This window comes from Ruegeria sp. HKCCSP351, assembly GCF_017872535.1.
Lineage (GTDB): Bacteria > Pseudomonadota > Alphaproteobacteria > Rhodobacterales > Rhodobacteraceae > Ruegeria.
This window is the reverse complement of sequence record NZ_JAEDOV010000003.1, coordinates 344515-366337: the sequence shown is the minus strand read 5'-3', so window position 1 is coordinate 366337 and position 21823 is coordinate 344515. Positions and strand designations below refer to the sequence as shown.

Below are 21823 nucleotides of genomic sequence, written 5' to 3'. Positions count from 1 at the left end.
GTCGGTCAAACCCCGGCAATGCACCGGGGTTTATCCTTCAGCAGCACCCACATCCCGCGTGGTGATGGTCGTGATCGCAAACCGGGGCAGGGGTGAAGTCACCGATCTCGGACAGCACGTCCCTTAGGGCCCACAGGATCATGTCCACATCCTCGGCCTCAATCGTCAGCGGGGGGCGGATTTTCAGAATGTTGTCCTTTGGTCCCTCGCTGCCGATCAGAATACGGTGATCGCGCATCCGGTTTTTGACATAGCTGCAAATTTCGCTGCCTTCGCTTCCGTCAGGATTGATCAGCTCAACACCCAGAAACAGTCCCATACCCCGCACGTCGCCAACGCAACCAAAGTCGCCTTCGATCCGGCGCAGCCCCGCCATCAGGCGCTCACCCATCAGGCGGGCATTGTCCTGCAGGCCTTCGTCATCGACGATGTCCAATACTTCCTTGCCGATCCGGCAAGACAGAGTCGATCCGCCAAAGGTCGAGAAGAACTCGATCCCGTTGTTAAAGCTGTCGGCAATCGCCCGCGTCGTAACCAAAACGCCCAGAGGGTGCCCGTTACCAATGGGTTTACCCATCACCACGATATCGGGAAGCGCGCCTTGATGCTCAAAGCCAAAGTAATATTCACCCAGGCGACCCAGACCGGTCTGTACCTCATCTGCAATGCAGACACCCCCGGCGGCGCGGATTTTTTCATAAACCGCAGGCAGGTAGCCCTTGGGCGGAATAATCTGTCCACCGACAGACGGGAAAGTTTCGGCGATGAACCCGGCCAGACCCTGACCCCGGTCCTGCAAAGCCGCAATGGCCGGGTCCACAAGATCAGCAAATTTCTGCGCCCGATCCGCATCGTCACGCTTGAATGACCCGCGATAGTCATCAGCAACCTCAACCAGTTCAACCCAGTCGGCTTTCCCGATGCCGCCCGGTTTGTTGAACTTGTAGGCCGAGATCGCCACAGCCGCATTCGTATTGCCGTGATAGCCATGGTCTGGCGTCACGATCCCTTTGGCCCCGGTATGGGCGCGGGCAAGCCGCAGGGCCAGTTCGTTGGCTTCAGTTCCGGAATTGACGAAGAAACAGACCTCGAAGTGATCGGGCAGTTTAGACAGGATCTTGTCGGCAAAAGCTGTCTGTGCCGGATGCAGGTACCGTGTATTCGAGTTCATCCGCTTCAACTGGTCCGCTGCCACGGCCTGAATACGCGGATGCGCATGACCTACGTGCGGGACGTTGTTATAGGCGTCCAGATAGGGGCGGCCCCATTCGTCAATCAGGTGATGTTTCCACCCGCGTACCAGCATGACAGGGTCATCATAAGTCAGTGACAGGTTGCCGCCAAAGTGATCGCGGCGGCCTTGCAGGATCGCCTGCTTGTCGGTGGGTTGGTAAAGCACCTTGTCATCCGGCAGGTTCAGTAAGGCCGCCGGGTTCGGGCAGACCGCGTGCCATAGCTCCATCTCATCCGGGTCGCCGACACCGGGCCAATCCGCCTCCATGCCATTGGTTGTCAGCGCCAGCTGGAAATGCACATGCGGGGCCCATCCGCCATTCTGGCTGGCGTCGCCCAACCGGGCGAACGCCGCCCCCTGTGCCACCGGATCACCGGGTTTCAACCGGTCACAGCATTCCGGGTCCAGATGACCGTAGAGTGTATAGAACGGTTCGCCCTCGGGAGTTTCATGGTGCAGGATAATCACCCCGCCGTAATCGAGGTGTCGATCTCGGTTCTCGATCACCTCGACCCGCCCGCTCATTGGCGCGTGCAGCACCGTCCCGGCGGGTGCAAACACATCCACCGCCAGATGCACTGTTCGCCGATCTGAGGCTTTCCAAGGCCCTTTGCGAAACCCCGGTTCGGCATAGATCAGGCGAGGTTCGTTGTAATAGCCCAGCCACAGCCCCTCACCGTATTCTTCGCCAACACGTGCGGCCTCGGCCAATGGCATGTGGAAAGGGTTCTGAGGCCACACGCAATTCTCGACTGACAATGAACCCATCGGAGTATCGTTTAGGTCCTGATCGAACATCTGGGAAAACCGTCCGCGATGTTCTTGCAGATACGCATGGATGCGTTCTGCGCCGTCCACGACCGGCAGCCCGCACGCAGCCCGAAGACGCGCAGACATCAGTCCGCCATTGACGGATGCATTCTCAAGAAACCGCCACGCCGGTGCCTGCGAGATTGTCACATATGGGTCGTCCGGGTTTTCGACCGCCATCAGGGTTGAGTTGAGGACAGATACTGCCAGTCGCATCCGCAGCAGAGGCCAGATCAGGTCGATCTCCTCGGCTTGCAGCCGGTTTGCGGCATGGTATCCCCGCACGAGAGCAGTTAATGCCCGCTCGGGTCTGGCATGATCCAAAACGACATAGGCTCCGGCGATTGCAAGATCGCAGACGCGCGGTGCTGCACACATGTCACCCAGATCAATCAGGCCGGAAACCTGCTTCCGCTCACCCAATTCGCCTTCAACCAGGATGTTATAGTCATTGGCGTCGTTGTGAATGGCCTGTTGCGGCAGGCGCCCCAGCCTATCCGCGATCGCCACGAACCCGTTGCAGATATCCCGAAGCAACGCCTGACGTGTGGGATCGCTGATGGCACCCAGCTTGTCACTGATCCAACCCGCTTGCGTCAGGTCCCATTTGAAATCGGGGCGGTGCAAAGCTTCATGTTGAAACCCCTCCAGCGCGCGATCCGTTGCGCCCAGAACACGACCCAATTTCAGGATCAGTTCTTCGGATTTCGGGTTCGCTTTTGCATAACAGCGTCCAGGCAGGCGTTCCAGCAACCACACCAGCCGTAACTTCCCATCGGAATCGGAAATTTCCGGCAGCGTCGCGCCGTTCAACGACGGGAATACCTTGGGAAACGGCAACCCCGGTGCTTCCGAGGCGATATGCGCAAGCGCTTCGATCTGAAGATCTACCAGACCCGCTTCGCACCCCGCGCGCATGACTTTCAGCACATAGTCTTGGCCATTTGTGGCCTGCGCCAGAAAGTTCAGATCATATTCGCCATCCAGCCGGGTCAACCGTGCGTCCAGCCCCCAGTTTTGGCGCAGCGCGTCCGCCCAGAAGTTCACCAAGTCGCTCATGTCTTTCTCCGTCCCGCTCATCCGGGACCCTCTTCATCTGGCCGAAAATATCCTCGGGGGTGAATTGGCCCAAAGGGACAAGAGGGGGCAGACAGCCCCCTGACCCCTCAATCCAAGGCACGCAAACGTTTGAACAGCGATGAGGTATCCCATCGCCCGCCGCCCAGTTTCTGCACGTCCTTGTAGAACTGATCGACCAGAGCGGTCACCGGCAGAGACGCACCGGTCTCATTGGCGGTATCCAGACAAATCCCCAGATCCTTGCGCATCCAGTCGACAGCAAAGCCATGTTCGAATTGATCATTCAGCATGGTTTCATACCGGTTTGCCATCTGCCAGCTGCCTGCCGCACCCTGGCTGATCACCTCAACAACAGCCTTTCCGTCTAAGCCCGCTTTTTCGGCAAAGTGCAATGCTTCACTGAGACCCTGAACCAGACCGGCAATCGCGATCTGGTTGCACATCTTGGTCATCTGGCCCGCGCCGCTGGCTCCGAGGCGACGGCAGATTTTGGAATAGACGTTCATAACCGGCTCAGCCGCATCATAAGCTGTCTGGTCGCCGCCACACATAATTGAGAGAACGCCGTTTTCAGCGCCTGCCTGACCGCCCGAAACCGGGGCGTCCACAAAAGCGATACCCTGAGATAGGCCAGCAGCGTAAAGCTCGCGTGTGACCTTTGCTGAAACCGTCGTGTGGTCAACAAAAATGGCCCCGTTGGACATTCCCTGAAACGCGCCATCCTCACCGGTGCAAACCATGCGCAAGTCGTCGTCATTGCCGACGCAGGCCATGACAAACTCAGCATCCTTTACGGCGTCTTTCGGAGTGGCTGCCATCGCGCCGCCATGCTGCGCGACCCAGGCCTCGGCCTTGGTGGTCGTACGGTTGTAAACGGTGACGTCATGGCCTGCGGCTTGCAGATGTCCGGCCATGGGATAGCCCATGACACCAAGGCCAAGGAACGCGACTTTTGCCATTTTGTGATCCTCTCCGCTGTTCGGTCGGCTTCCGCGAAACAGGCCTGACCAAAATCTCTGGCGAAGACAAAGCAAAGCTGCGCCCAAAGGGCAACCCCAAGTCAGCCTTTCCCACCCAGATCCCGCAGGATTGGGCAATCGGGCCGGTCGTCCCCGGCGCAGGCGTCGATCAGGTGGCTTAGCGTATCGCGCATGGCGTTCAGGTCTGCAATCTTGGTTTCGATCTGAACAAGATGGTCGCGTGCAACTTGTTTCACGTCGGCACTGGCACGGGTTTCATCTTCGTAGAGCGCCAGCAGGGTCCGGCAATCCTCGATGGTGAACCCAAGCGCCCGGGCGCGGCCCAGAAAATTCAGCTTATGTACGTCCTGGTCGCGAAACCGGCGATAGCCATTGTCGTCGCGCATCGGTTTGATCAGGTTGATGTCCTCATAATACCGGATCGTCTTGGCGGGCAGGCCGGTGCGGGCGGAAACATCTCCGATGTTCATGCGTGCACCTCTTTGGTGGCCTTGCCTGATGTTTCCGGCACGCTGGCGCGAATACGGCGCAGGCGCAGCGCGTTTGAGACCACAAAAACGCTCGACAGTGCCATTGCGCCAGCTGCCAGTGCAGGGGACAGCAGATAGCCGCCAAACGGGTACAGCGCACCGGCAGCCACCGGTATCAGAAGGACATTGTATCCAAAGGCCCAGCCCAAATTCTGGCGAATATTCTTCATTGTCCGGCGACTGATCTCGGTCGCATTTGCGACGCCACGCAGATCACCAGACATGAGGACAACGTCGGCTGTTTCGATGGCTACATCCGTGCCGGTTCCGATGGCGATGCCGATATCAGCCGCCGCCAGAGCGGGGGCGTCGTTGATCCCGTCACCGACAAAGGCCAGCACTCCGAACCGGTCCCGCAAGGCCGTGATTGCGTCTACCTTGCCATCGGGAAGTACCTCGGCAGTGACATGATCAATCCCCAGCCGGTCGGCCAGAGCCTGCGCCGTGCGCGCGTTGTCACCGGTGATCATGGCCACGGTCAAACCCATCTGGTGCAACCGTTGCAGCCCCTCCACTGTGCCGGGCTTGATCGGGTCGGAAACGGACAACGTGGCCGCCGTCTGCCCATCCAGAGCGACGAACAGAGGGGTTGCCCCTTGGGCGGCACGGGCTTCGGCCTCATCCGCCAGGGCTCCAAGGGTGATCCCACGCTGCTGCATCAGTCGGTGCGACCCGATCAACACGTCGCGGCCTTCGACCAACCCTTGCAGGCCAAGCCCGGTAAGCGAACGGACATCCGATGCCTCTGGCAGTGTCGCGGGCCCCGCGCGGGTGATGGCGGATGCGATCGGGTGTTCCGACCGCGCCTCAAGGGCTGCGGCCAGTCGCAGAACCTCCTCCCGGTCAAACCCCTTCGCCGTTGTCACGCTGTCCAGTTCGGGGCGTCCCAGCGTCAGGGTTCCGGTCTTGTCCAACGCGATGACGCGCGCCTGCTGAAGCTGTTGCAACGCATCACCCTTGCGGAACAACACCCCCAGTTCTGCCGCACGTCCGGTACCCACCATGATCGAAGTTGGGGTCGCCAGCCCCATGGCGCAGGGGCAGGCGATGATCAGAACTGAAACACCCGCGACAAGCGCCAGGGGAAGGGCCGGGCTGGGGCCGAAGATCAGCCAGAGCGCGACAGTGATCACCGCAACAGCGATGACCGCAGGAACAAAGCGATAGGTGATCCGATCCACCAGGCCCTGGATCGGCAGCTTCGCGCCCTGCGCCTGCTGCACCATACGAATGATCTGTGCCAGAGCCGTGTCGCCGCCGACGCGGGTGGCGCTTACCCGTAATGCGCCGGTGCCATTGACAGTACCACCGACAACAGGCGCGCCTGCCGACTTGCCAACAGGCACTGGTTCGCCCGTGATCATGCTTTCATCGACGTAAGAGGTGCCTTCAAGCACTTCGGCATCTACCGGCACACGCTCGCCGGGGCGGATGTGCAGGATATCTCCGACAACGATTTCGGCGATTGGCCGGTCCTGTATCTGTCCGTCCAGTTCGACCCGCGCGGTTTTTGGTTGCAGACCCACCAGTTTTCGGATCGCAGCCCCTGTTTTGCCTTTGGCACGCGCCTCCATCAGCCGGCCGAGAAGGATCAGAACCACGATCACCGCGGCCGCTTCGAAATAGACATTGGCTGTACCTTGCGGCAGCAGGCCGGGCGCGAATGTGGCCGTGACCGAGTACAGATAAGCCGCGCCGGTCCCAAGCGCTACCAACGCGTTCATGTCCGGCGTGCCCTGCAACAGCGACGGGATACCTTTGCGGTAAAACACTCGGCCCGGTCCGATCAGCAAAGCCGAGGTCAGGGCAAACTGAATCAGATGGCTCGTCTGCGTTCCAATGGTCGCCTGTATCCAATGGTGGAAGACGGGGATCATGTGCCCGCCCATCTCAAGAATGAATACGGGCAGGGCTAGTGCCGCTGCCAGTATTGTGGAACGGACCAGCCGCTGAATTTCATCGTTTTCCCGGCTTTCTGGTTCCGCAACGCCTTGGATACGCGCGGGGTATCCAATTTCGGTAACAACCTGAGCCAGCGCCTCGGGTGTAGTTGCCGCTATAGCATAAGTTACCGTGGCCGTTCGAGTTGCCAGATTGACCTGTGCTTCGATCACACCAGCGGTGGATGCCAACGCGCGCTCGATCTTGCCAACGCAGGATGCGCAGTTCATGCCCTCGATGCTCAGATCTGCATGACTTGTTTCAGCCGGATAGCCAGCTGCATCCAGCGCCGCTGTCAGTGCCGAGACCGGCCCGTCAAATGCCACCTGCGCTGTTTTGGTCGCGAAATTGACCGAGGCCGCATCAACACCAGACACATCACGCAGTGCAGCCTCGACACGGCCCACACAGGATGCGCATCCCATGCCGGTGATTTTCAGTTCCGTCAGTGCTTCTTGCGCCATGCGACTCATCCCAAGTGGTTTTCTGCCCTCCAGATGGGGGTTCCAGTGACAGGAAGGTCAAGGGGGTCGCGGCAAAATTCTACGATCCCGGCCCGCGCATGTTACGCTCCATTAAGCGCTGATACAGGCGTGGTGACAGTCGGTTGAGCCACCACGATATGTGTGCAACGCGACCGACCGGGATCATGGGCTGCGATTTGTCCAGTCCGCGCAGGATCGCCATGGCGGCACTCTCGGGGCTCATTTCGTCCATTCCGTCCTTGGCCGATCCGGGGCGCGCGGTTCCATCGGGTTGCTCCATTGCGTTGCCGGGGTTGGTGGCCACAAAAGACGGCGCTGCAATCTGAACCTGAACGCCATGTGGCTTTTCTTCGGATCGAAGCGATTTGAAAAAACCCTCAAGCGCGTGTTTCGAGGCAGCATAAGCCGTGCGATGGCAGAGCGGAGCGAAACCAGCCACCGACGAGATAGCCAGATGCGTTCCCTTTGACGCGCGGAGAGGCTGCAAGAATACGCGGGCCATTTCAACGGCTGCGAAATAGTTGACTTCGAACAATGCACGGTGACTGGCCGCGTCAGCCTGATCAAACCCCCGAATTTGAGTAATCCCGGCGTTGTAGATGACCAGATCAATACTGTCGCTTGACGTGATCGCCCTTTGAGCCGCGTTGGCAAGCTGTTCGGGGTCAGTCAGATCACAAGCAATTGGCAGTTGGTTCGGTTCTGTTTGCAGACCGGACACATCAAGGTCCAACAGCACCACCCGCCACCCATGGGCTTGCAGTGCACGGCTCAAAGCTTGTCCCAAACCGCCCGCACCGCCAGAGATGACCGCGGTCTTCATAACCCGGCCTGCCGTTGCCAGAGCGCAAAAACCTCGGCGCTGGATTTTTCGGGCACATAGCCGAATTCAGATTTCAGGGCGGAATTATCCAGAACTGGCCGATATTGAAGGAACCGTACCTGTTCCGGCCCATAGCGAGATAAACCCAGTGGGCGCGCCAGGGCTAGGGCCGCTTTCAGCACCCATGCGGGCAGACGCAGAACCGGTTTTCCCATAGCGTAGGCCAAGTCGGTCACGCCCATCGTTCCGTCACCGGCGACGTTGTATATCCCGGCTGGCCCGTCGGTTGCTGCGCGCTGAAGGATGCGTGCCAGATCCTGGGTCCAGATAAAGACAAACGGGCTTTCGCTGCCGGACACCGCCAGCAAACGGGGTTTGCGAAACAGGGCGGTGATCTGGTTTTCGGTTCCAGCCCCCAGAACCGTTCCAACGCGCAGAACAACCTGCTCAAGATCCGGGGCGGTACTGCGGGCTTCGGCCAAAATCTCTTCGACCTGACGCTTGTGATCTGAATAGGGAAACTCGGGGTTGCCGCGCAATGGGTCGTCTTCGCGCAACGGCACAGGACTGTCTGCATGATATCCATAAGCGGCACCGGAAGACGTAACGACCAATCTGCGCACCCCGTTTGCGATAGCGGCATTCACCACATTGCGCGTGCCTTCGACATCGACAGCATAGGCTGTCGCGCGCCCCATCTTCGGTGGCGGCGTCACGACAGAAGCCAGATGCACGATCACATCCGGTTTCACATTGCCAATCACACGTGCAGGAGCGTCGGTTGTAACATCCATGGTCAAAAATGAGACGTCTTCCGGCAGGTTATCCGGGCGTTTCAAATCGGTTGCAAAGACCTTGTGCCCCACAAGTTCGGGTAACAGCGCTTGCCCGACCATCCCGGCAGCGCCGGTTATCAGGATGCGGGTCATCGCGCAGCCTCGGTTCGCGCCATGACCGACGCCAAAGCCAGGCCCGAGATAGCGTGCCATACTCCCCAGAATGCAGCGACCACGGCCATGCCGCCCAGACCGTTGAAGAATGCAAAGATCAGGACGAGCCCAAGTCCGGAGTTCTGAATTCCTGTCTCAATGGTGATGGCGCGGCGATCAAAGGGGGACAGCCGGGTCAGAGTGGCCACAACCCAACCGCCCCCCAGCGCCAGGGCGTTGTGAAGGATCACAAGCCCGGCAACAGCCCCGGCAAACCCAAGGAAAAACCCCCAGTTGGCAGCCAGAGCAAGTACGATAAACCCAGCAAAGATACCCATCGACAGAAGTTGCAGCGGTGCGCGTAAACGTGCCGTCAAGGCGGGGAGGCGTTGATTCAGCGTAATTCCCAGAACCAACGGCAGGATCAGCATCAGACCGACCAGGATCGCGATCTGCATTGGGTCGATCTGGGTCTGTTGCAGGATTGCGCGGGTTGGTTGGTAAAGCCCGCCCCAAAGCGCAATATTGAAAGGTGTCATAAAGATCGCACAGATGGTGGCGAAGGCTGTCATCGACACCGAAAGCGCTGCATTTCCGCCCGCGCGGTGGGTAATGAAGTTCGAGATATTGCCCCCTGGGCAAGCCGCCACAAGGATCAGGCCAAGCGCAATTGATGGTTGCGGTGCTGCAATCCACACCATCACAAAGGTCAGTGCTGGCAGGACGACGAGTTGTGAAAACAATCCGACAATCACAGGTTTGGGTGCGCGCCTTAACCGGTCAAAATCCCGAGGCGTCAGGTCGATGGCAATCGAGAACATCACGATTGCCAGAATAGCATTCAACAGCGTCAGAGACGCCGGACTGAAATTCAGTGTGATCTGGTCAATACCAATCATGCGGCGGCCTTCCGCAGCCGGTCGATCCAGCCGGTGACAGCCTTTCTGTAGGTATTCTTGTCCACGTAATAGGCCATGCGGGGCAGGTCGATATAGTTCATACCTCCGGTGGCGCGCGTATAGTCTTTTTGCTTTTCTTCGTGCAGATCGGCTGCCACGGGGCAGCCGTGTCGAAGCCCCTTGATGTAGCGCGCCACCATCTCGGCCTGCTCGTGCCTGCCTTGCCAGCCCAGGCCCGTGGCCTCGACCATGCCCAGCACGAACAGATCGTCCCGTTCGGGATGTATCGTGTTCAGATACAGATGCGGGGCATCGCCGCGCCAGTTCAGCAGGTCCTTGTCGATAAACGGGTAGTGCAGTTTGTATCCGGTCGCGGCGAGGATCATGTCATAGTCGTCGCAGGAGCCATCCTTGAAATGAACGGTGTGGCCTTCCAGCCGGTCGATATCCGGGCGAATGCTCAGATCGCCATGACCTGCGTGATACAGAACCAGTGAATTCACCACGGGGTGACTTTCGTACAGCTTGTAATCCGGTTTGGGAAAGCCGTATTTCTGCGGATCACCGACAAACCAGCCAAGGATCAGGCTGTCGACCTTACGCTTCAGCCACATCGGCAGACGGATCTTTCCGCCCATTGTGTCAGCGGGTTTGCCAAAGACATATTTCGGGACAAAATAATACCCGCGCCGCATCGACAGATCGCAGCGTTTCGCGTGATGGATGGCGTCGACTGCGATGTCGCAGCCGGAATTGCCTGCGCCCACGACCAGCACACGCTTGCCGTCGAATTGGCTTGGGTACCGATATTGCGAGGCATGGATCAACTCGCCGTCAAACGTACCCGGAAAGCTGGGTACATTCGGTTCCGACAGGGTGCCGTTCGCAATGAGTACGCCGGCATACTCGGCCTGATGGTCGCCATCCTCATCCCGCCAGCTCACGCGCCAACCGTCACCCGGATTGCCCAGCGGAGTGATCTGAGTGACTTCCGCGTTGAACTTGAAATTATCACGCAACTCAAAACGATCTGCAAATGCGCGGAAATAGTCACGCATCGCCCGGTGCGAGGGGTACTCGGCAACCGCGTCATCCATGGGGAAATCCGCAAATTCGGTCATGCGCTTGGACGAGATCAGGTGCGCCGACTCGTACATGGTTGATCTTGGGGCATCGATGTCCCACAGACCGCCCACATCCGAATGCAATTCAAACCCCTGAAATGCGATCCCTTGTTCTTTCAGCACCTTGGCCGCGGCCAAACCCATTGGCCCCGCCCCGATCAGGGCGAATGCGTCGCGCGTTTCTGTCATGAACCCTCCCAAAGTTCGTGAGGTTTAAATTGAACGATCGTCCAAAATAAGGCAAGATGAATTTCATGACGCTGAAAAACGTAGAAAAACCAAGACAAAGGGCACCGTCCAAGCGGTCTTTGGAAACCAAAGCGCGGATCATGAATGCGGCCGAATCCGTCTTTGCCGAACGCGGATTCGAAGGCGCGTCAATCCGCGATATCGCTGCGCTTGCAGGCGTTCAGGTTGGCCTTGTTCATCACCACGGCGGCAGCAAGGAGGAGCTGTTTTTTCGAGCGATCGAACGTCGTGCGGGCAAGCTGGCACAAATCAGAACCGATGCGCTGGCCAAGGCAAGAAAAGCGGGCCCGCTGACATTGCGCAGCATTCTGGACAGTTTTATCCGGCCTTACGTGGAACTGGCAGAAACAGGCGGTTCGGGATGGATGGCGTATGGGCGCCTTGTGGCGCATGTCTCGGTCGATCCCCGCTGGCGCGATATCGCGGCTGAGTGTTTCGACCCGACCGCCCGGCTTTTTATCGACGAAATCGCTGCGCTTTATCCGGATGTTGACCCTGCGCTGCTGGCCAGCGGCCAGGTCTATTCAGTTTCGGCAATGCTGGCGCATCTCAACAGTGGCTGGCGGGTCGGGGCCCTGTCGCACGGCGGCGGAGTGTCAGAGGTGGAACGCCTGATCGATTTTTGTGCAGCCGGTATCGAAGCGATGGTTCAGGCCAGTCGCGGTTGAACGCGCGGCATTGCTATTGCTGCAAATGGTTGAACAGGATGGTGCTGAACACAGAAGGTGGTGACGTTCGGACGGCGCTGGGTGAGGCAAAAAAACCGAACATCATGATCATAAGGATCAGTGCTGCTCCGGCAAGGCAGGCCGCAGAAAGCTGAAAGACCGAACGAACCATTGGCTTATTCCCTGTTTTTACTTAACAATATTTGCGGTGTCTTGCGCGTCACGAGAGCTTTGATAGCTCTTGTTTCAGCCTTTCATTTTCGGCCTGCAACTGCGCCATTTGCTGGCCCAGACTGTTCAGATGCGGGCGCAGTTCGGCTTCGGTGAAACGCGATGTGATGTGGCGCGGGCAGTTCCAGTCAAGCGCCTCAACACGTATGATTGCAGCCCGTTCTGCAGGGGCCTCGGAACCTTCTGGATACAAGCTGGCTGCCGCTGCTTGACCTTCCGTGAACTCGACACGCCCCAGGATCTTCAAACGGCGTTGATTGGCATAATCCATCAGGATCATCGCGACCCGATCGTTGCCGTCCAGATTCCCGCGCGAGATATACTGTTTGTTGCCCGAAAAATCGGCATATCCGATGGTTTGCGGCCCCAGTACTTTCAGAAACCCAATCGGCCCGCCGCGATACTGTACATATGGCCAGCCTGTTTCAGACACCGAGGATTGATAAAACCCGTCACGCGCCTGTATGAACTGATTTTCCGGCTCGCCGATCAGATGGCCCTGTTGCGGGCCACCTTCAATGAATTTGGCATAGGTTTTTGCCGATCCCATCCGCTCCTGATGGGCACGGACGGTGGGGGTGAAGGTCAGTTCGGAAAACGCACGCGGCACGGTAAGTCCTTTCAAAGACCCAGATCAGAAAGCCCGAGATGGTCATCGGGGCGTTCACCCAATGGCCAATGAAACAAGCGGTCGCTTTCGGCTATGGGGTGATCGTTCAGCGAGGCATGCCGATGCGACATGCGTCCGTCTTCGGCAAATTCCCAATTCTCGTTGCCATATGACCGGAACCACTGACCGCTATCGTCGTGCCACTCGTAAGCGTAACGCACAGCGATGCGATTACCGGTAAAGGCCCAGAGTTCCTTGATCAGCCGATACTCCAGTTCCTTGTGCCATTTACGGCTTAGGAAGGCGTGAATTTCGTCATGCCCTGACAGAAATTCCGCCCGGTTCCGCCACTGACTGTCATCTGTGTATGCGGGGGTGACGCGGTCGGGATCGCGGCTGTTCCAGGCATTCTCTGCCATGCGCACTTTTTGCGTGGCAGTTTCCAACGTGAACGGGGGAAGAGGGGGTCGAGACATGGTGCAGGGGGCTTTCAGGTCAGAGAAGCGGCAAGAATGGCCAGTGTCAGAAGAAATGGAACGTACTGAGGGGGGAAAATGCTGGCGCGACGTTTCATCGGTCAAATCCTCTGGTGTACTGATCGGTTAACTTTGCAATAAAGTGTACCGATCTGTTAACTTTTGCAAGGGGGAAAGCAGAAAATTTTTCGCGCGGTTCAGGGCGAGTCGTGAGTTCTAATGAAAACAATGCTTTGTGTGAGGCCGGTTGTACTTCATGTTTCGGGGCAATATGTACAGAACGGTACACCATGGAGCCGAATCATGCGTCCAAACAAACGGGATGAACTTGTCAGCAAAGCCCTGAAGGTTTTTTACCGCGACGGGTTTCACGCGACCGGCATGGACAAGCTGGTGGCGGAAACGGGCGTTTCGAAAACGTCGATGTACAAACATTTCCGCACTAAAGAAGACCTGATTGTAGCCGCTCTGCGTCTGCGGGATGAGAATTTTCGCGAGTGGTTCTATCGGCGCATCGAAGAGATGGCAGAAACACCGGCCGGGCAACTCATCGCTAGCTTTGATGCCTTGAAGGAATGGTTCGAGGAAGATGGGTTCCGAGGCTGCATGTTCATCAAGGCCGGGGCTGAATATCAGGAAACAGATCATCCGATCCATGTGCAGGCAGCCGAACATAAACAGCTGTTGCTGGAGCATTTCACGTCCGTCGCCGAACAGGCTGGTGCGCGTGATCCTCAGAAACTCGCCAGCCAGATCGTGTTGTTGCAGGAAGGGGCAATCGTGTCTGCGGTTTTGCTCAAGAATTGTGATCCTGCGGAAGACGCCAGGGATGCGGCACAGCAATTGCTGGCATTGGCGCTGACTTAATTTCCTAAGAAACAAACAGGTTCTCTTAAGTTACCTAGCATAGAAACGTTGCGTTGTTCGAAGTCGGAACGCCGCGTCACATGGATTGGCGGGAATCGGGCGGACCGCTAGGCTTTTGCGAAAGACAGTTTGGAGAGCCTTTGATGTCACTTTTCACTTCGACCGCAGCATGGGTCACCGACGAACACCGCATGTTTGCAGATATGGCTGGCCGGTTCATGGATGACGAACTGTCACCGAATATCGAAACCTGGGTTGAAAACGGGGCCGTTGATCGCGACTTCTGGCGCAAAGCGGGTGAAACCGGCCTGATGGCTGGTGCAATCCCCGAAGAATATGGCGGTGTCGGCGGCGGTATGGGCTTTGACGCCATCACCGCGTACGAACAGGGCGCACGGGGCGACGCTGGCTGGGGCTATGGTATTCAGTCGATCGTGACCCATTATCTTACCGCCTATGGCAGCGAAGATCAGAAACGGAAATGGCTGCCCAAACTGGCTTCGGGCGAAATGGTCGGCGCACTTGCCATGACGGAACCCAGCACCGGCTCGGATGTTCAGGCTGTGCGCACAACAGCCGAGAAAGACGGAAACTCCTACCGGCTGAATGGCTCGAAAATTTTCATCACGAATGGCCAGACGGCTGATCTGATCATCGTGGCCGCCAAGACTGACAAGTCCGAGGGCGCGCGGGGTGTGTCATTGATCGTGGTCGAAACCGAGGGGGCCGAGGGGTTTCGCAGGGGGCGCAACCTCAAGAAACTGGGGATGAAGGGCAACGACACGGCCGAACTGTTTTTCGAAGATGTCAAAGTTCCGATGACGAACCTGCTGGGGGCTGAGGAAGGTCAGGGGTTTTATCAGCTGATGAAGCAACTGCCATGGGAACGGCTGAATATCGCGATCATGGCGTTGGGTTCGATCGATTTTGCCATTGCCGAAACGGTAAAGTACGTGCAGGAGCGCAAAGCGTTCGGTCAGCGGGTAATGGATTTCCAGAACACGCGTTTCAAGCTTGCAGAATGCAAGACCAAGGCCGAGGTTCTGCGCAGTTTCGTCAATGACTGTATCGGTAAGCTGGAGGCAGGCGAACTGGACGCGGCAACCGCCTCGATGGCCAAATACTGGGGCTCGGAGGTGCAGAACGAAATCATGCACGAATGCCTGCAGCTGTTCGGCGGCTACGGTTTTATGATGGAATATCCAATTGCCCGCCTCTACGCAGACGCGCGCGTGCAGATGATTTACGGCGGCACCAACGAGGTTATGAAAGAGCTGATTGCACGGTCGCTCGACGTCTGAAGGTATCCGGGCGGCCTCTTGCCTGATGTCATCATCCCTGACGGACTATTCGCTTCTTTTGGACCTCGCAGGCCCGTGCTTGCGGGGTTTTTTCGTTGCTGACCCGACCGCAGTTGCCCACTTGCAAAGGACGTGCAGCGGTATGATGATCCGCCGAAAAGACTCAGAGGTCTGACGTGAACGATCCCGAACAAACCCTGTGGCGGACTACATGTACCGAAGCAGTCACAGCTCTGCCGCTGAGCAGCGATACAACGGTTGATCTGGCCATCATAGGTGGCGGATATACCGGGTGTTCAGCTGCCTTGACGGCAGCCCGTACCGGCGCTTCGGTCTGTTTGCTTGAAGCGCAGAAGATCGGGTTTGGCGGGTCGGGGCGCAATGTCGGTCTGGTCAATGCCGGGCTGTGGCTGCCACCGGATGACATTCGCGCGCATATCGGTGCAGAGGCAGGCGATCGGCTGATTGATTTGTTGGGTAAAGCACCGTCAGACGTTTTTTCCCTGATCGAAGAACACGGCATCGCATGTGAGCCCATTCGCAACGGAACCCTGCATTGCGCGCATTCCGCCGCGGGGCTGAAGAACCTGCAAACGCGCCACGCGCAGCTAAGCGGGTCCGGCGCGCCGGTAGCGCTGCTGTCGGTGGATCAGGCCCGTGACCGGACCGGTAGCGATGCTTTCCATGGGGCGTTGTTCGACCCTCGCGCAGGAACCATACAACCCTTGGCTTATGTCATGGGATTGGCGCGTGCCGCGTCTCAGGCCGGGGCGCAGATCCATGAACAAAGTCCAGTGCAGACCCTTCGGCACGAAGGTGGGCAATGGGTGTTGACCACACCGGGCGGGACTGTAAGGGCCAAGTCCGTCATTCAGGCAACCAACGCCTATCACCTTGGATTGCCGGATACTGCACCCGCCTATGTTCCCGTTTATTACTTTCAATACGCAACAACCCCGCTGTCGCATAATCTGCGCGCCAGCATCCTGCCGCAGGCAGAAGGGTGTTGGGATACAGGGCTGATCATGACGTCCTTCCGGCTGGATCAAGCGGGGCGGATGATCATTGGCGGCATGGGCGATCTGGGGAATGCAGGCCGCAGCGCGCATACCGGATGGGTCCGACGCAAACTGGCTGAGCTTTATCCTCAGCTTGCCGATCAGCCGTTTGAACAGGGTTGGCACGGTCGGATTGCCATGACCTCGGACCATATCCCGAAAATCACGCAGATAGGCCCCAATGCCTTGGCCGCGCACGGGTATTCCGGCCGTGGTATCGGCCCTGGCACGGTGTTCGGTCGAATGATGGCCGAAAGTCTTATTGCAGCTGAGCCTTCGCTTTTGCCCGTTCCTGCGGTGCATGAGCATCGCGAAAGCTGGACGCGCATGCGCCGCGCCTTTTTTGAATCCGGCGCGGCGCTGACGCATCTGATAAAGGCGCGGTTCTGAAATTCAGACCGAGCGGGTGATGCCACCATCAACCCGGATATTCTGCCCGGTGATGTAGCCACCGCCTTCGGATGCCAGCAGGGCCACGACCGAAGCGACCTCGTCATAACTGCGCCCATAGCGCCCTATGGGAATGCGTGCGCGGAATTCTTCTTTTTCGGGCAGGCTGTCGATGAAACCGGGCAGGATGTTGTTGATGCGGATGTTTTCGGCAGCGTATTTGTCCGAGAACAGTTTGGTGAAGGCGGCCAGCCCGGCGCGAAACACGCCTGAGGTCGGGAAAACCGGGTCAGGTTCGAACGCGGCGAAGGTCGAGATATTGATGATCGATCCACCGCCCTGCGCCTGCATGATCGGTGTCACAAGCCGCGTGGGGCGGACCACGTTCATAAAGTAGACGTCCATGCCGGTGTGCCAATCCTCGTCCGTCAATTCAAGGATCGGGGCACGGGGGCCGTGGCCGGCGGAATTGACCAGGACGTCAATGCGCCCCCAATGGGCCATGGCCGCATCAACAAGCTTTTGCAGATCCACCGTAGACTGGTTCGAGCCGGTTACACCGACGCCTCCCAACTCATGCGCCAACGCTTCGCCCTTGCCCGAGGATGACAGTATCCCGACCTTGAAACCGTCGGCGGCCAGCCGCCGAGCGGAATCCGCGCCCATGCCGCTGCCGCCTGCTGTTATAAGTGCTACTTTCTCCATCTGACGTCTCCGTTTTGATTTGGTTTCAGGATGGCGAATGAATTGCGGTTTGACCAATCAGTTTTGTTGAATACTCGTGACCGCGCCCCGTAGCCAAACCTGGCCCCGGTCATGCGTAGCTGACGGCTATCTCAGGTCTGAAGGGACGCTGCGATGGCTTCTAACCGGCCGCGTAACCAGCGGTGGGCGGGGTCATTGGTCGATCTTTGATGCCAGACCATATAGATGGACACAGGCGGGCAGGCGAAAGGTAACGGTGCGCAATCAAGCACGGCCAACGGCCCCTGTTTCATCAGTGCCGTATCTGTCGAGATCAGGTCGCTGCCCTGCACAAAGGCCGGGATCGCGTTGAAATGCGGCAGGGTCACCACCGCTGGCCTGATCTGGCTTTGATCGACGCCACGCATGACGGCGCGCGCGTTTCGGCCATCGGCAAATCGCACCTCGACATGGTCGCTGTGGCAATAGTCTTCCCAACTGTCCGGGGGCGTGCGTTGCGTGGCGTCGTAGAACACCATCAGCGGGCTTTCGATCAGTCTCTTCTGGAAAATATCTGGTCCATCGGGCGGTAGCGGGGTCAGCATCAAGTGGCACCGGTCGCTGCGCAACAATTCGGGGTCGGGTACACCCGATGGGATGAATTCCAACCGCAGGCGCACGCCTTCGGCGCGGGTGTCACGCAGCAGCTGTGGAAAGATCAGCTCGCGTGGCATGTCATTGGTGGCGATGCGGATGTTGATCTGTTCCGACAATGGGTCGAACGGTCGGCCGTCGGTCAGCGCCCGCATTCCGTCCAGCACCTTTTGCGCGGGCTCCTTCAGGGACAAGGCGCGCTCGGTCGGGGTCAGGCCCTGACCGGACCGGACAAACAACGGATCGCCCAGCACCAGCCGGAGCTTGGCCAGCGTGTGGCTGATGGCCGATTGCGTAACCCCCAGCCGATCTGCGGCTTTCGAGACCGAGCTTTCCTCGAGTATCGTCAAAAAAGTGCGTAGAACCTTGCCGTCGAGGTCAATGAAATCGAATTTGCTCATACTATTTATGATTAGCCATGAGTGGATTTGCTGTCCATGGCGGGGTACGGGACGGACATCAACAGGAGATATGCGATGGGAATCCGCTTTTTCTCGGACAGAAACCGGCCCGTTCATATGGGCGGCTACCCGCTGGAGCGTTTGGCCCGACAAGAAGACATGCCGGATCTGTCACTTGTGCCCCCTATGGCCGAGCTGAGTTTCCACCGACCGGAACACCCTGACAGCATCGTCAATGCGATGCGTGAGTTTCAGGCGATGATGGACGCCATCCGCGACGGAATGGTGAACCCGGTTGCATCTGAGGTTCCATCGAATCCGCAGGACCGGGCCAACCACATTAAAGCGTTCGGCTATTTCAACGATGCGTCGATGCTGGGGTGCGGACCGCTGCCATCTGACGCCCTGTTGCCCGAGGCCCGCCGCAATCCCGATATCGACCGGCTTGCCCACGCGTTGCGCACACGTCAGACCAAAACGCTGGCATCCGGGATCGACGTCATCATGGCTGATCTGAAAGACAGTATGGAGGCCGCGCCCAAGCCGATCGACAGCCATCGGCACAGCATTGTCTTTCTTTACGAACACAACCGCAATCCCGACCCGTTCGAACCCGGCGCTGATTGGATTGTCGGCTCGCAGGATCATCGTGCCTGTCTGCTGGCGACCGAGAACGCGGTGGTCATCGCCAATTACATCCGCCTTTTGGGCTTTGACGCGCGGGCGCACAGCATGATGTCGACCGACGTTGATTTGGGCAAGCTGGCGGTGGCCGCCGGGTTGGCTTCGGTCGAAGATGGAGCGGTCGTCGTGCCCTGGCTGGGCAAGCGCTTTGGTTTGGCCGCTGTGACGACTGACATGCCGATCGCCCATGAAAAACCGCTGAAGCCTATGGCCGATCAGCCTTGGTTTCAGACGCAGGGGCCAGCATGGTGGTTGGGAACGGGGTTTGCCAAGAACGCCCTCAACCGTGACGCCTATGCCAAACGGCGCTATGTGGACGGGGCCCATCCCTTCGAAAAGCTCAAACGGGTCGACACCCCGACAACCTATATCGACGAAGAGAACGTTGCCCGCGTTCCCAAGCGCGCCGACATGTTCGCCCGCGCCCAGTTCGGCGACATGGGGAAGCCATTGCAGGACGCCGCGAAAGGCGGGTACTACGTGCGCAAGGCCGCACCCAGCTTTGCCCAACGCCGTGCTTTGGGTGCGTTTGTACTGTTGCAGGACGGTGAAAGTGCTGACGCGACCAAGCCATCTGACGCGCAACGCAACGCAGCAAACATCAAGGCTGCGACCTATTTTCTTGGGGTCGATGCGGTGGGTCTCAGCCGGTGCCCAGAATGGGCCTGGTATTCCCATGACGCGACAGGCGAAGAAATCGTACCACCGCATGATCAGGCCGTCAGCATGATCATCGATCAGGGATATGAGACGATGGAGGGTGCCAGCGGTGATGACTGGATCAGCGTCGCCCAATCGATGCGCGCCTATCTAAGGTTTTCTTTGCTGGGTGGCGTGATTGCACAGCAGATCCGCAATCTGGGCTACAAGGCCAAGGCGCACACGGTGATGGATGGCGAGGTTCTGCAACCTCCGCTTTTGTTGCTGTCCGGTCTGGGCGAGGTCAGCCGGATCGGCGAAGTGATCCTGAACCCTTATCTGGGACCGCGCCTGAAATCAGGCGTGGTGACCACGGATATGCCGATCACGCATGACAGGCCCATTGATTTCGGTCTGCAAAGCTTTTGCGAATCTTGCAACAAATGCGCGCGCGAATGCCCATCGGGCGCGATCACGGCTGGGCCAAAGCTGATGTTCAACGGCTATGAAATCTGGAAATCCGACAGCCAGAAATGCGCGACCTATCGCGTGACCACTCCGGGCGGCGCGATGTGCGGGCGGTGCATGAAGACCTGCCCCTGGAACCTAGAGGGTATCTTCAAGGAGCGCCCATTTCGCTGGGCTGCGATGAACATCCCCTCGGCGGCACCGGTATTGGCCAAGCTGGATGATGCGGTTGGCAATGGTGGTTTGAACGACACCAAGAAATGGTGGTGGGATATCGAGTTGCAGCCCGACGGGGCGTATCGGCCAACTACACACCCTTTGAACCGGCGCGATCTGCAAAAGGAACTGGACCTTAGATACGAGGATCAGACATTGGCGGTCTACCCCGCCTATCTGGCCCCGCACCCCTGGCCCTATCCGTTTGCAATGGATCGCGAGGCAGGAATTGCCGCCTATGAGGCTTTGGTGACAGCCGAAGAGTACAAGGCGCGTAAAGCTGCGGGGGATATGTCGATCATTCATCGCTATCAGGTCGCAGGTGACGCGCCGGTGATGCGGGTCGCTGTGACCAAGGTCGACAAGATGACCTCGGATGTCACAAAGTATGAGTTTTCCTCCCTTGACGGTGCGCCGCTTCCTGAATGGTCCGCAGGTGCGCATCTGGATGTGCTTGTCGCGCCAGAGTTCCTGCGCCAATACTCCATGTCCGGCGACCCGTCGGAACGGGGAACCTATCAGATCGGTGTTCTGCGCGAGGATGCAGGGCGGGGTGGCTCGGCCTTGCTGCACCGAATTTTCAGCGAAGGGCGCAAGGTTTTCATCTCGAAACCGATCAACCATTTCGAACTGGATGAAGAGGCGTCCAAAACCTTTTTGATGGGGGGTGGTATCGGTATCACTCCGATGATCGCATTTGCTCATCGCCTGCACGCATTGGGCATGGATTTCGAGTTGCACTATTCGGCCAGCACACGGGGCGGGGCGGGGTATCTGGATGATCTGGCCGCCATGCCCTGGGCGGATCGCGTACATCACCATTTCTCGGATGAAGGCACGCGTGCTGATCTGGATGCAATCCTGTCGGGGTATCAACAGGGATGGCACGTCTATACGTGTGGGCCTGATCGGTACATGGATGGGGTCATGCAGGCCGCAGAACATCAGGGTTTCCCCGAAGAGGCGCGACATCTTGAATATTTCTCGGTCCCGGAAACCCCGGAATACGAAAATCATCCATTTACCCTGAAACTCGCGCATTCAGGGAAGACGCTGCTGGTGCCCTCAGACAAGGATGCCGCGCAGGTTCTGAACGAAGCGGGTTTTCACGTGGATGTGAAATGCGCCGATGGTATCTGTGGTGTGTGCAAATGTGGCGTCCTTTCGGGCGAGGTCGAGCATCGGGATTTCGTGCTGTCCAAAAAGCAGCGCCAAGGGGCCATGATTCTGTGCCAAAGCCGCGCTGCGGAGCCGGATGGTGTGATCGAGCTCGATCTGTAAGCATGGTCAGAAAGCGACCTTTGGACGGTGAAATTTGGTCGCTCGGCCCATGGACGTCAGGTGGGTGGTGAATTAACGTCGCCCCGAACCCAGATATCCCTGACCAACAGG

The 21823-nt window shown here is 58.4% G+C and carries 18 protein-coding genes; 5 read left to right on the top strand and 13 right to left on the bottom strand.

What is annotated here, in order from left to right; all coding sequences use genetic code 11:
* Positions 1-37 precede the first annotated feature (37 nt).
* The 8 genes from I9182_RS08865 to I9182_RS08830 all read right to left on the bottom strand — a co-directional run bounded on the left by I9182_RS08865 (position 38) and on the right by I9182_RS08830 (position 11024).
* Positions 38-3103, bottom strand: a complete 3066-nt coding sequence (locus I9182_RS08865) for an aminotransferase class III-fold pyridoxal phosphate-dependent enzyme (RefSeq protein ID WP_209597996.1) — start codon at positions 3101-3103, stop codon at positions 38-40.
* A gap of 107 nt (positions 3104-3210) precedes the next feature.
* A complete protein-coding gene (locus tag I9182_RS08860) occupies positions 3211-4125 on the bottom strand; it encodes an NAD(P)-dependent oxidoreductase (RefSeq protein WP_280922668.1) in 915 nt (304 codons plus the stop codon).
* A gap of 59 nt (positions 4126-4184) precedes the next feature.
* Positions 4185-4574 carry a Cu(I)-responsive transcriptional regulator gene (gene cueR / locus I9182_RS08855; RefSeq protein ID WP_209504709.1) on the bottom strand — a complete coding sequence of 130 codons (390 nt, stop codon included), beginning with the start codon at positions 4572-4574 and terminating at the stop codon, positions 4185-4187.
* Positions 4571-7039, bottom strand: a complete 2469-nt coding sequence (locus I9182_RS08850; RefSeq protein WP_209597994.1) for a heavy metal translocating P-type ATPase — start codon at positions 7037-7039, stop codon at positions 4571-4573. The genes cueR and I9182_RS08850 overlap by 4 nt, the downstream gene beginning before the upstream one ends.
* 79 nt (positions 7040-7118) lie before the next feature.
* Positions 7119-7883, bottom strand: a complete 765-nt coding sequence (locus tag I9182_RS08845) for an SDR family NAD(P)-dependent oxidoreductase (protein WP_209597993.1) — start codon at positions 7881-7883, stop codon at positions 7119-7121.
* Positions 7880-8872, bottom strand: a complete 993-nt coding sequence (locus I9182_RS08840; RefSeq protein ID WP_245222552.1) for an SDR family oxidoreductase — start codon at positions 8870-8872, stop codon at positions 7880-7882. Before I9182_RS08840 ends, I9182_RS08845 begins: the two co-directional genes overlap by 4 nt.
* Positions 8809-9711 (bottom strand): bile acid:sodium symporter family protein, encoded by a 903-nt coding sequence (locus I9182_RS08835; RefSeq protein WP_209504705.1) that lies wholly within the window; start codon positions 9709-9711, stop codon positions 8809-8811. Before I9182_RS08835 ends, I9182_RS08840 begins: the two co-directional genes overlap by 64 nt.
* Entirely contained in the window at positions 9708-11024 is a 1317-nt protein-coding gene (locus I9182_RS08830; RefSeq protein ID WP_209597992.1) for an NAD(P)-binding domain-containing protein, read from the bottom strand. The genes I9182_RS08835 and I9182_RS08830 overlap by 4 nt, the downstream gene beginning before the upstream one ends.
* Before the next feature lie 65 nt (positions 11025-11089).
* Between I9182_RS08830 and I9182_RS08825 the strand changes: the two genes are divergently transcribed.
* On the top strand, positions 11090-11752 hold the full coding sequence (locus I9182_RS08825) for a TetR/AcrR family transcriptional regulator (protein WP_209597991.1): 663 nt from the start codon (positions 11090-11092) through the stop codon (positions 11750-11752).
* A 13-nt stretch (positions 11753-11765) separates the two neighbouring features.
* On the opposite strand, the gene I9182_RS08820 is transcribed toward I9182_RS08825, so the two are convergent.
* From I9182_RS08820 to I9182_RS08810, 3 genes are read right to left on the bottom strand one after another with little or no spacing between them, the layout of a single operon-like run.
* Positions 11766-11924: a hypothetical protein gene (locus I9182_RS08820; protein ID WP_209597990.1), complete on the bottom strand. Its 159-nt coding sequence runs from the start codon at positions 11922-11924 to the stop codon at positions 11766-11768.
* A 48-nt stretch (positions 11925-11972) separates the two neighbouring features.
* Positions 11973-12593 (bottom strand): pyridoxamine 5'-phosphate oxidase family protein, encoded by a 621-nt coding sequence (locus I9182_RS08815; protein ID WP_209597989.1) that lies wholly within the window; start codon positions 12591-12593, stop codon positions 11973-11975.
* A gap of 11 nt (positions 12594-12604) precedes the next feature.
* Positions 12605-13069, bottom strand: coding sequence for a nuclear transport factor 2 family protein (locus I9182_RS08810; protein WP_209597988.1), 465 nt, complete (start codon positions 13067-13069; stop codon positions 12605-12607).
* Between the two features lie 303 nt (positions 13070-13372).
* Here I9182_RS08810 and I9182_RS08805 point away from each other — a divergent pair, with 303 nt between their 5' ends.
* The 3 genes from I9182_RS08805 (at position 13373) to I9182_RS08795 (ending at position 16685) form a co-directional block, all read left to right on the top strand.
* The gene (locus tag I9182_RS08805; protein WP_209504701.1) at positions 13373-13936 is read left to right on the top strand and encodes a TetR family transcriptional regulator; all 564 of its coding nucleotides are present in this window, start codon (positions 13373-13375) and stop codon (positions 13934-13936) included.
* A 143-nt stretch (positions 13937-14079) separates the two neighbouring features.
* Positions 14080-15237, top strand: coding sequence for an acyl-CoA dehydrogenase family protein (locus I9182_RS08800; RefSeq protein WP_209504700.1), 1158 nt, complete (start codon positions 14080-14082; stop codon positions 15235-15237).
* 176 nt (positions 15238-15413) lie between these two features.
* On the top strand, positions 15414-16685 hold the full coding sequence (locus tag I9182_RS08795; RefSeq protein WP_209597987.1) for an FAD-binding oxidoreductase: 1272 nt from the start codon (positions 15414-15416) through the stop codon (positions 16683-16685).
* 3 nt (positions 16686-16688) lie between these two features.
* On the opposite strand, the gene I9182_RS08790 is transcribed toward I9182_RS08795, so the two are convergent.
* Both I9182_RS08790 and I9182_RS08785 read right to left on the bottom strand, forming a co-directional pair.
* Positions 16689-17390: an SDR family oxidoreductase gene (locus I9182_RS08790; RefSeq protein WP_209597986.1), complete on the bottom strand. Its 702-nt coding sequence runs from the start codon at positions 17388-17390 to the stop codon at positions 16689-16691.
* 131 nt (positions 17391-17521) lie between these two features.
* A complete protein-coding gene (locus I9182_RS08785) occupies positions 17522-18424 on the bottom strand; it encodes a LysR family transcriptional regulator (RefSeq protein WP_209597985.1) in 903 nt (300 codons plus the stop codon).
* 75 nt (positions 18425-18499) lie between these two features.
* Between I9182_RS08785 and I9182_RS08780 the strand changes: the two genes are divergently transcribed.
* Positions 18500-21712: a reductive dehalogenase domain-containing protein gene (locus tag I9182_RS08780; RefSeq protein WP_209597984.1), complete on the top strand. Its 3213-nt coding sequence runs from the start codon at positions 18500-18502 to the stop codon at positions 21710-21712.
* Positions 21713-21823: the final 111 nt, after the last annotated feature.

Excerpts from the sequence above, each read along its gene's own strand:
- I9182_RS08865 (WP_209597996.1), bottom strand. The coding sequence starts at position 3,103 with ATGAGCGACTTGGTGAACTTCTGGGCGGACGCGCTGCGCCAAAACTGG.
- cueR (WP_209504709.1), bottom strand. The coding sequence starts at position 4,574 with ATGAACATCGGAGATGTTTCCGCCCGCACCGGCCTGCCCGCCAAGACG.
- I9182_RS08850 (WP_209597994.1), bottom strand. The coding sequence starts at position 7,039 with ATGGCGCAAGAAGCACTGACGGAACTGAAAATCACCGGCATGGGATGC.
- I9182_RS08845 (WP_209597993.1), bottom strand. The coding sequence starts at position 7,883 with ATGAAGACCGCGGTCATCTCTGGCGGTGCGGGCGGTTTGGGACAAGCT.
- I9182_RS08840 (WP_245222552.1), bottom strand. The coding sequence starts at position 8,872 with ATGGCACGCTATCTCGGGCCTGGCTTTGGCGTCGGTCATGGCGCGAAC.
- I9182_RS08835 (WP_209504705.1), bottom strand. The coding sequence starts at position 9,711 with ATGATTGGTATTGACCAGATCACACTGAATTTCAGTCCGGCGTCTCTG.
- I9182_RS08830 (WP_209597992.1), bottom strand. The coding sequence starts at position 11,024 with ATGACAGAAACGCGCGACGCATTCGCCCTGATCGGGGCGGGGCCAATG.
- I9182_RS08825 (WP_209597991.1), top strand. The coding sequence starts at position 11,090 with ATGACGCTGAAAAACGTAGAAAAACCAAGACAAAGGGCACCGTCCAAG.
- I9182_RS08820 (WP_209597990.1), bottom strand. The coding sequence starts at position 11,924 with ATGGTTCGTTCGGTCTTTCAGCTTTCTGCGGCCTGCCTTGCCGGAGCA.
- I9182_RS08810 (WP_209597988.1), bottom strand. The coding sequence starts at position 13,069 with ATGTCTCGACCCCCTCTTCCCCCGTTCACGTTGGAAACTGCCACGCAA.
- I9182_RS08805 (WP_209504701.1), top strand. The coding sequence starts at position 13,373 with ATGCGTCCAAACAAACGGGATGAACTTGTCAGCAAAGCCCTGAAGGTT.
- I9182_RS08800 (WP_209504700.1), top strand. The coding sequence starts at position 14,080 with ATGTCACTTTTCACTTCGACCGCAGCATGGGTCACCGACGAACACCGC.
- I9182_RS08790 (WP_209597986.1), bottom strand. The coding sequence starts at position 17,390 with ATGGAGAAAGTAGCACTTATAACAGCAGGCGGCAGCGGCATGGGCGCG.
- I9182_RS08785 (WP_209597985.1), bottom strand. The coding sequence starts at position 18,424 with ATGAGCAAATTCGATTTCATTGACCTCGACGGCAAGGTTCTACGCACT.
- I9182_RS08780 (WP_209597984.1), top strand. The coding sequence starts at position 18,500 with ATGGGAATCCGCTTTTTCTCGGACAGAAACCGGCCCGTTCATATGGGC.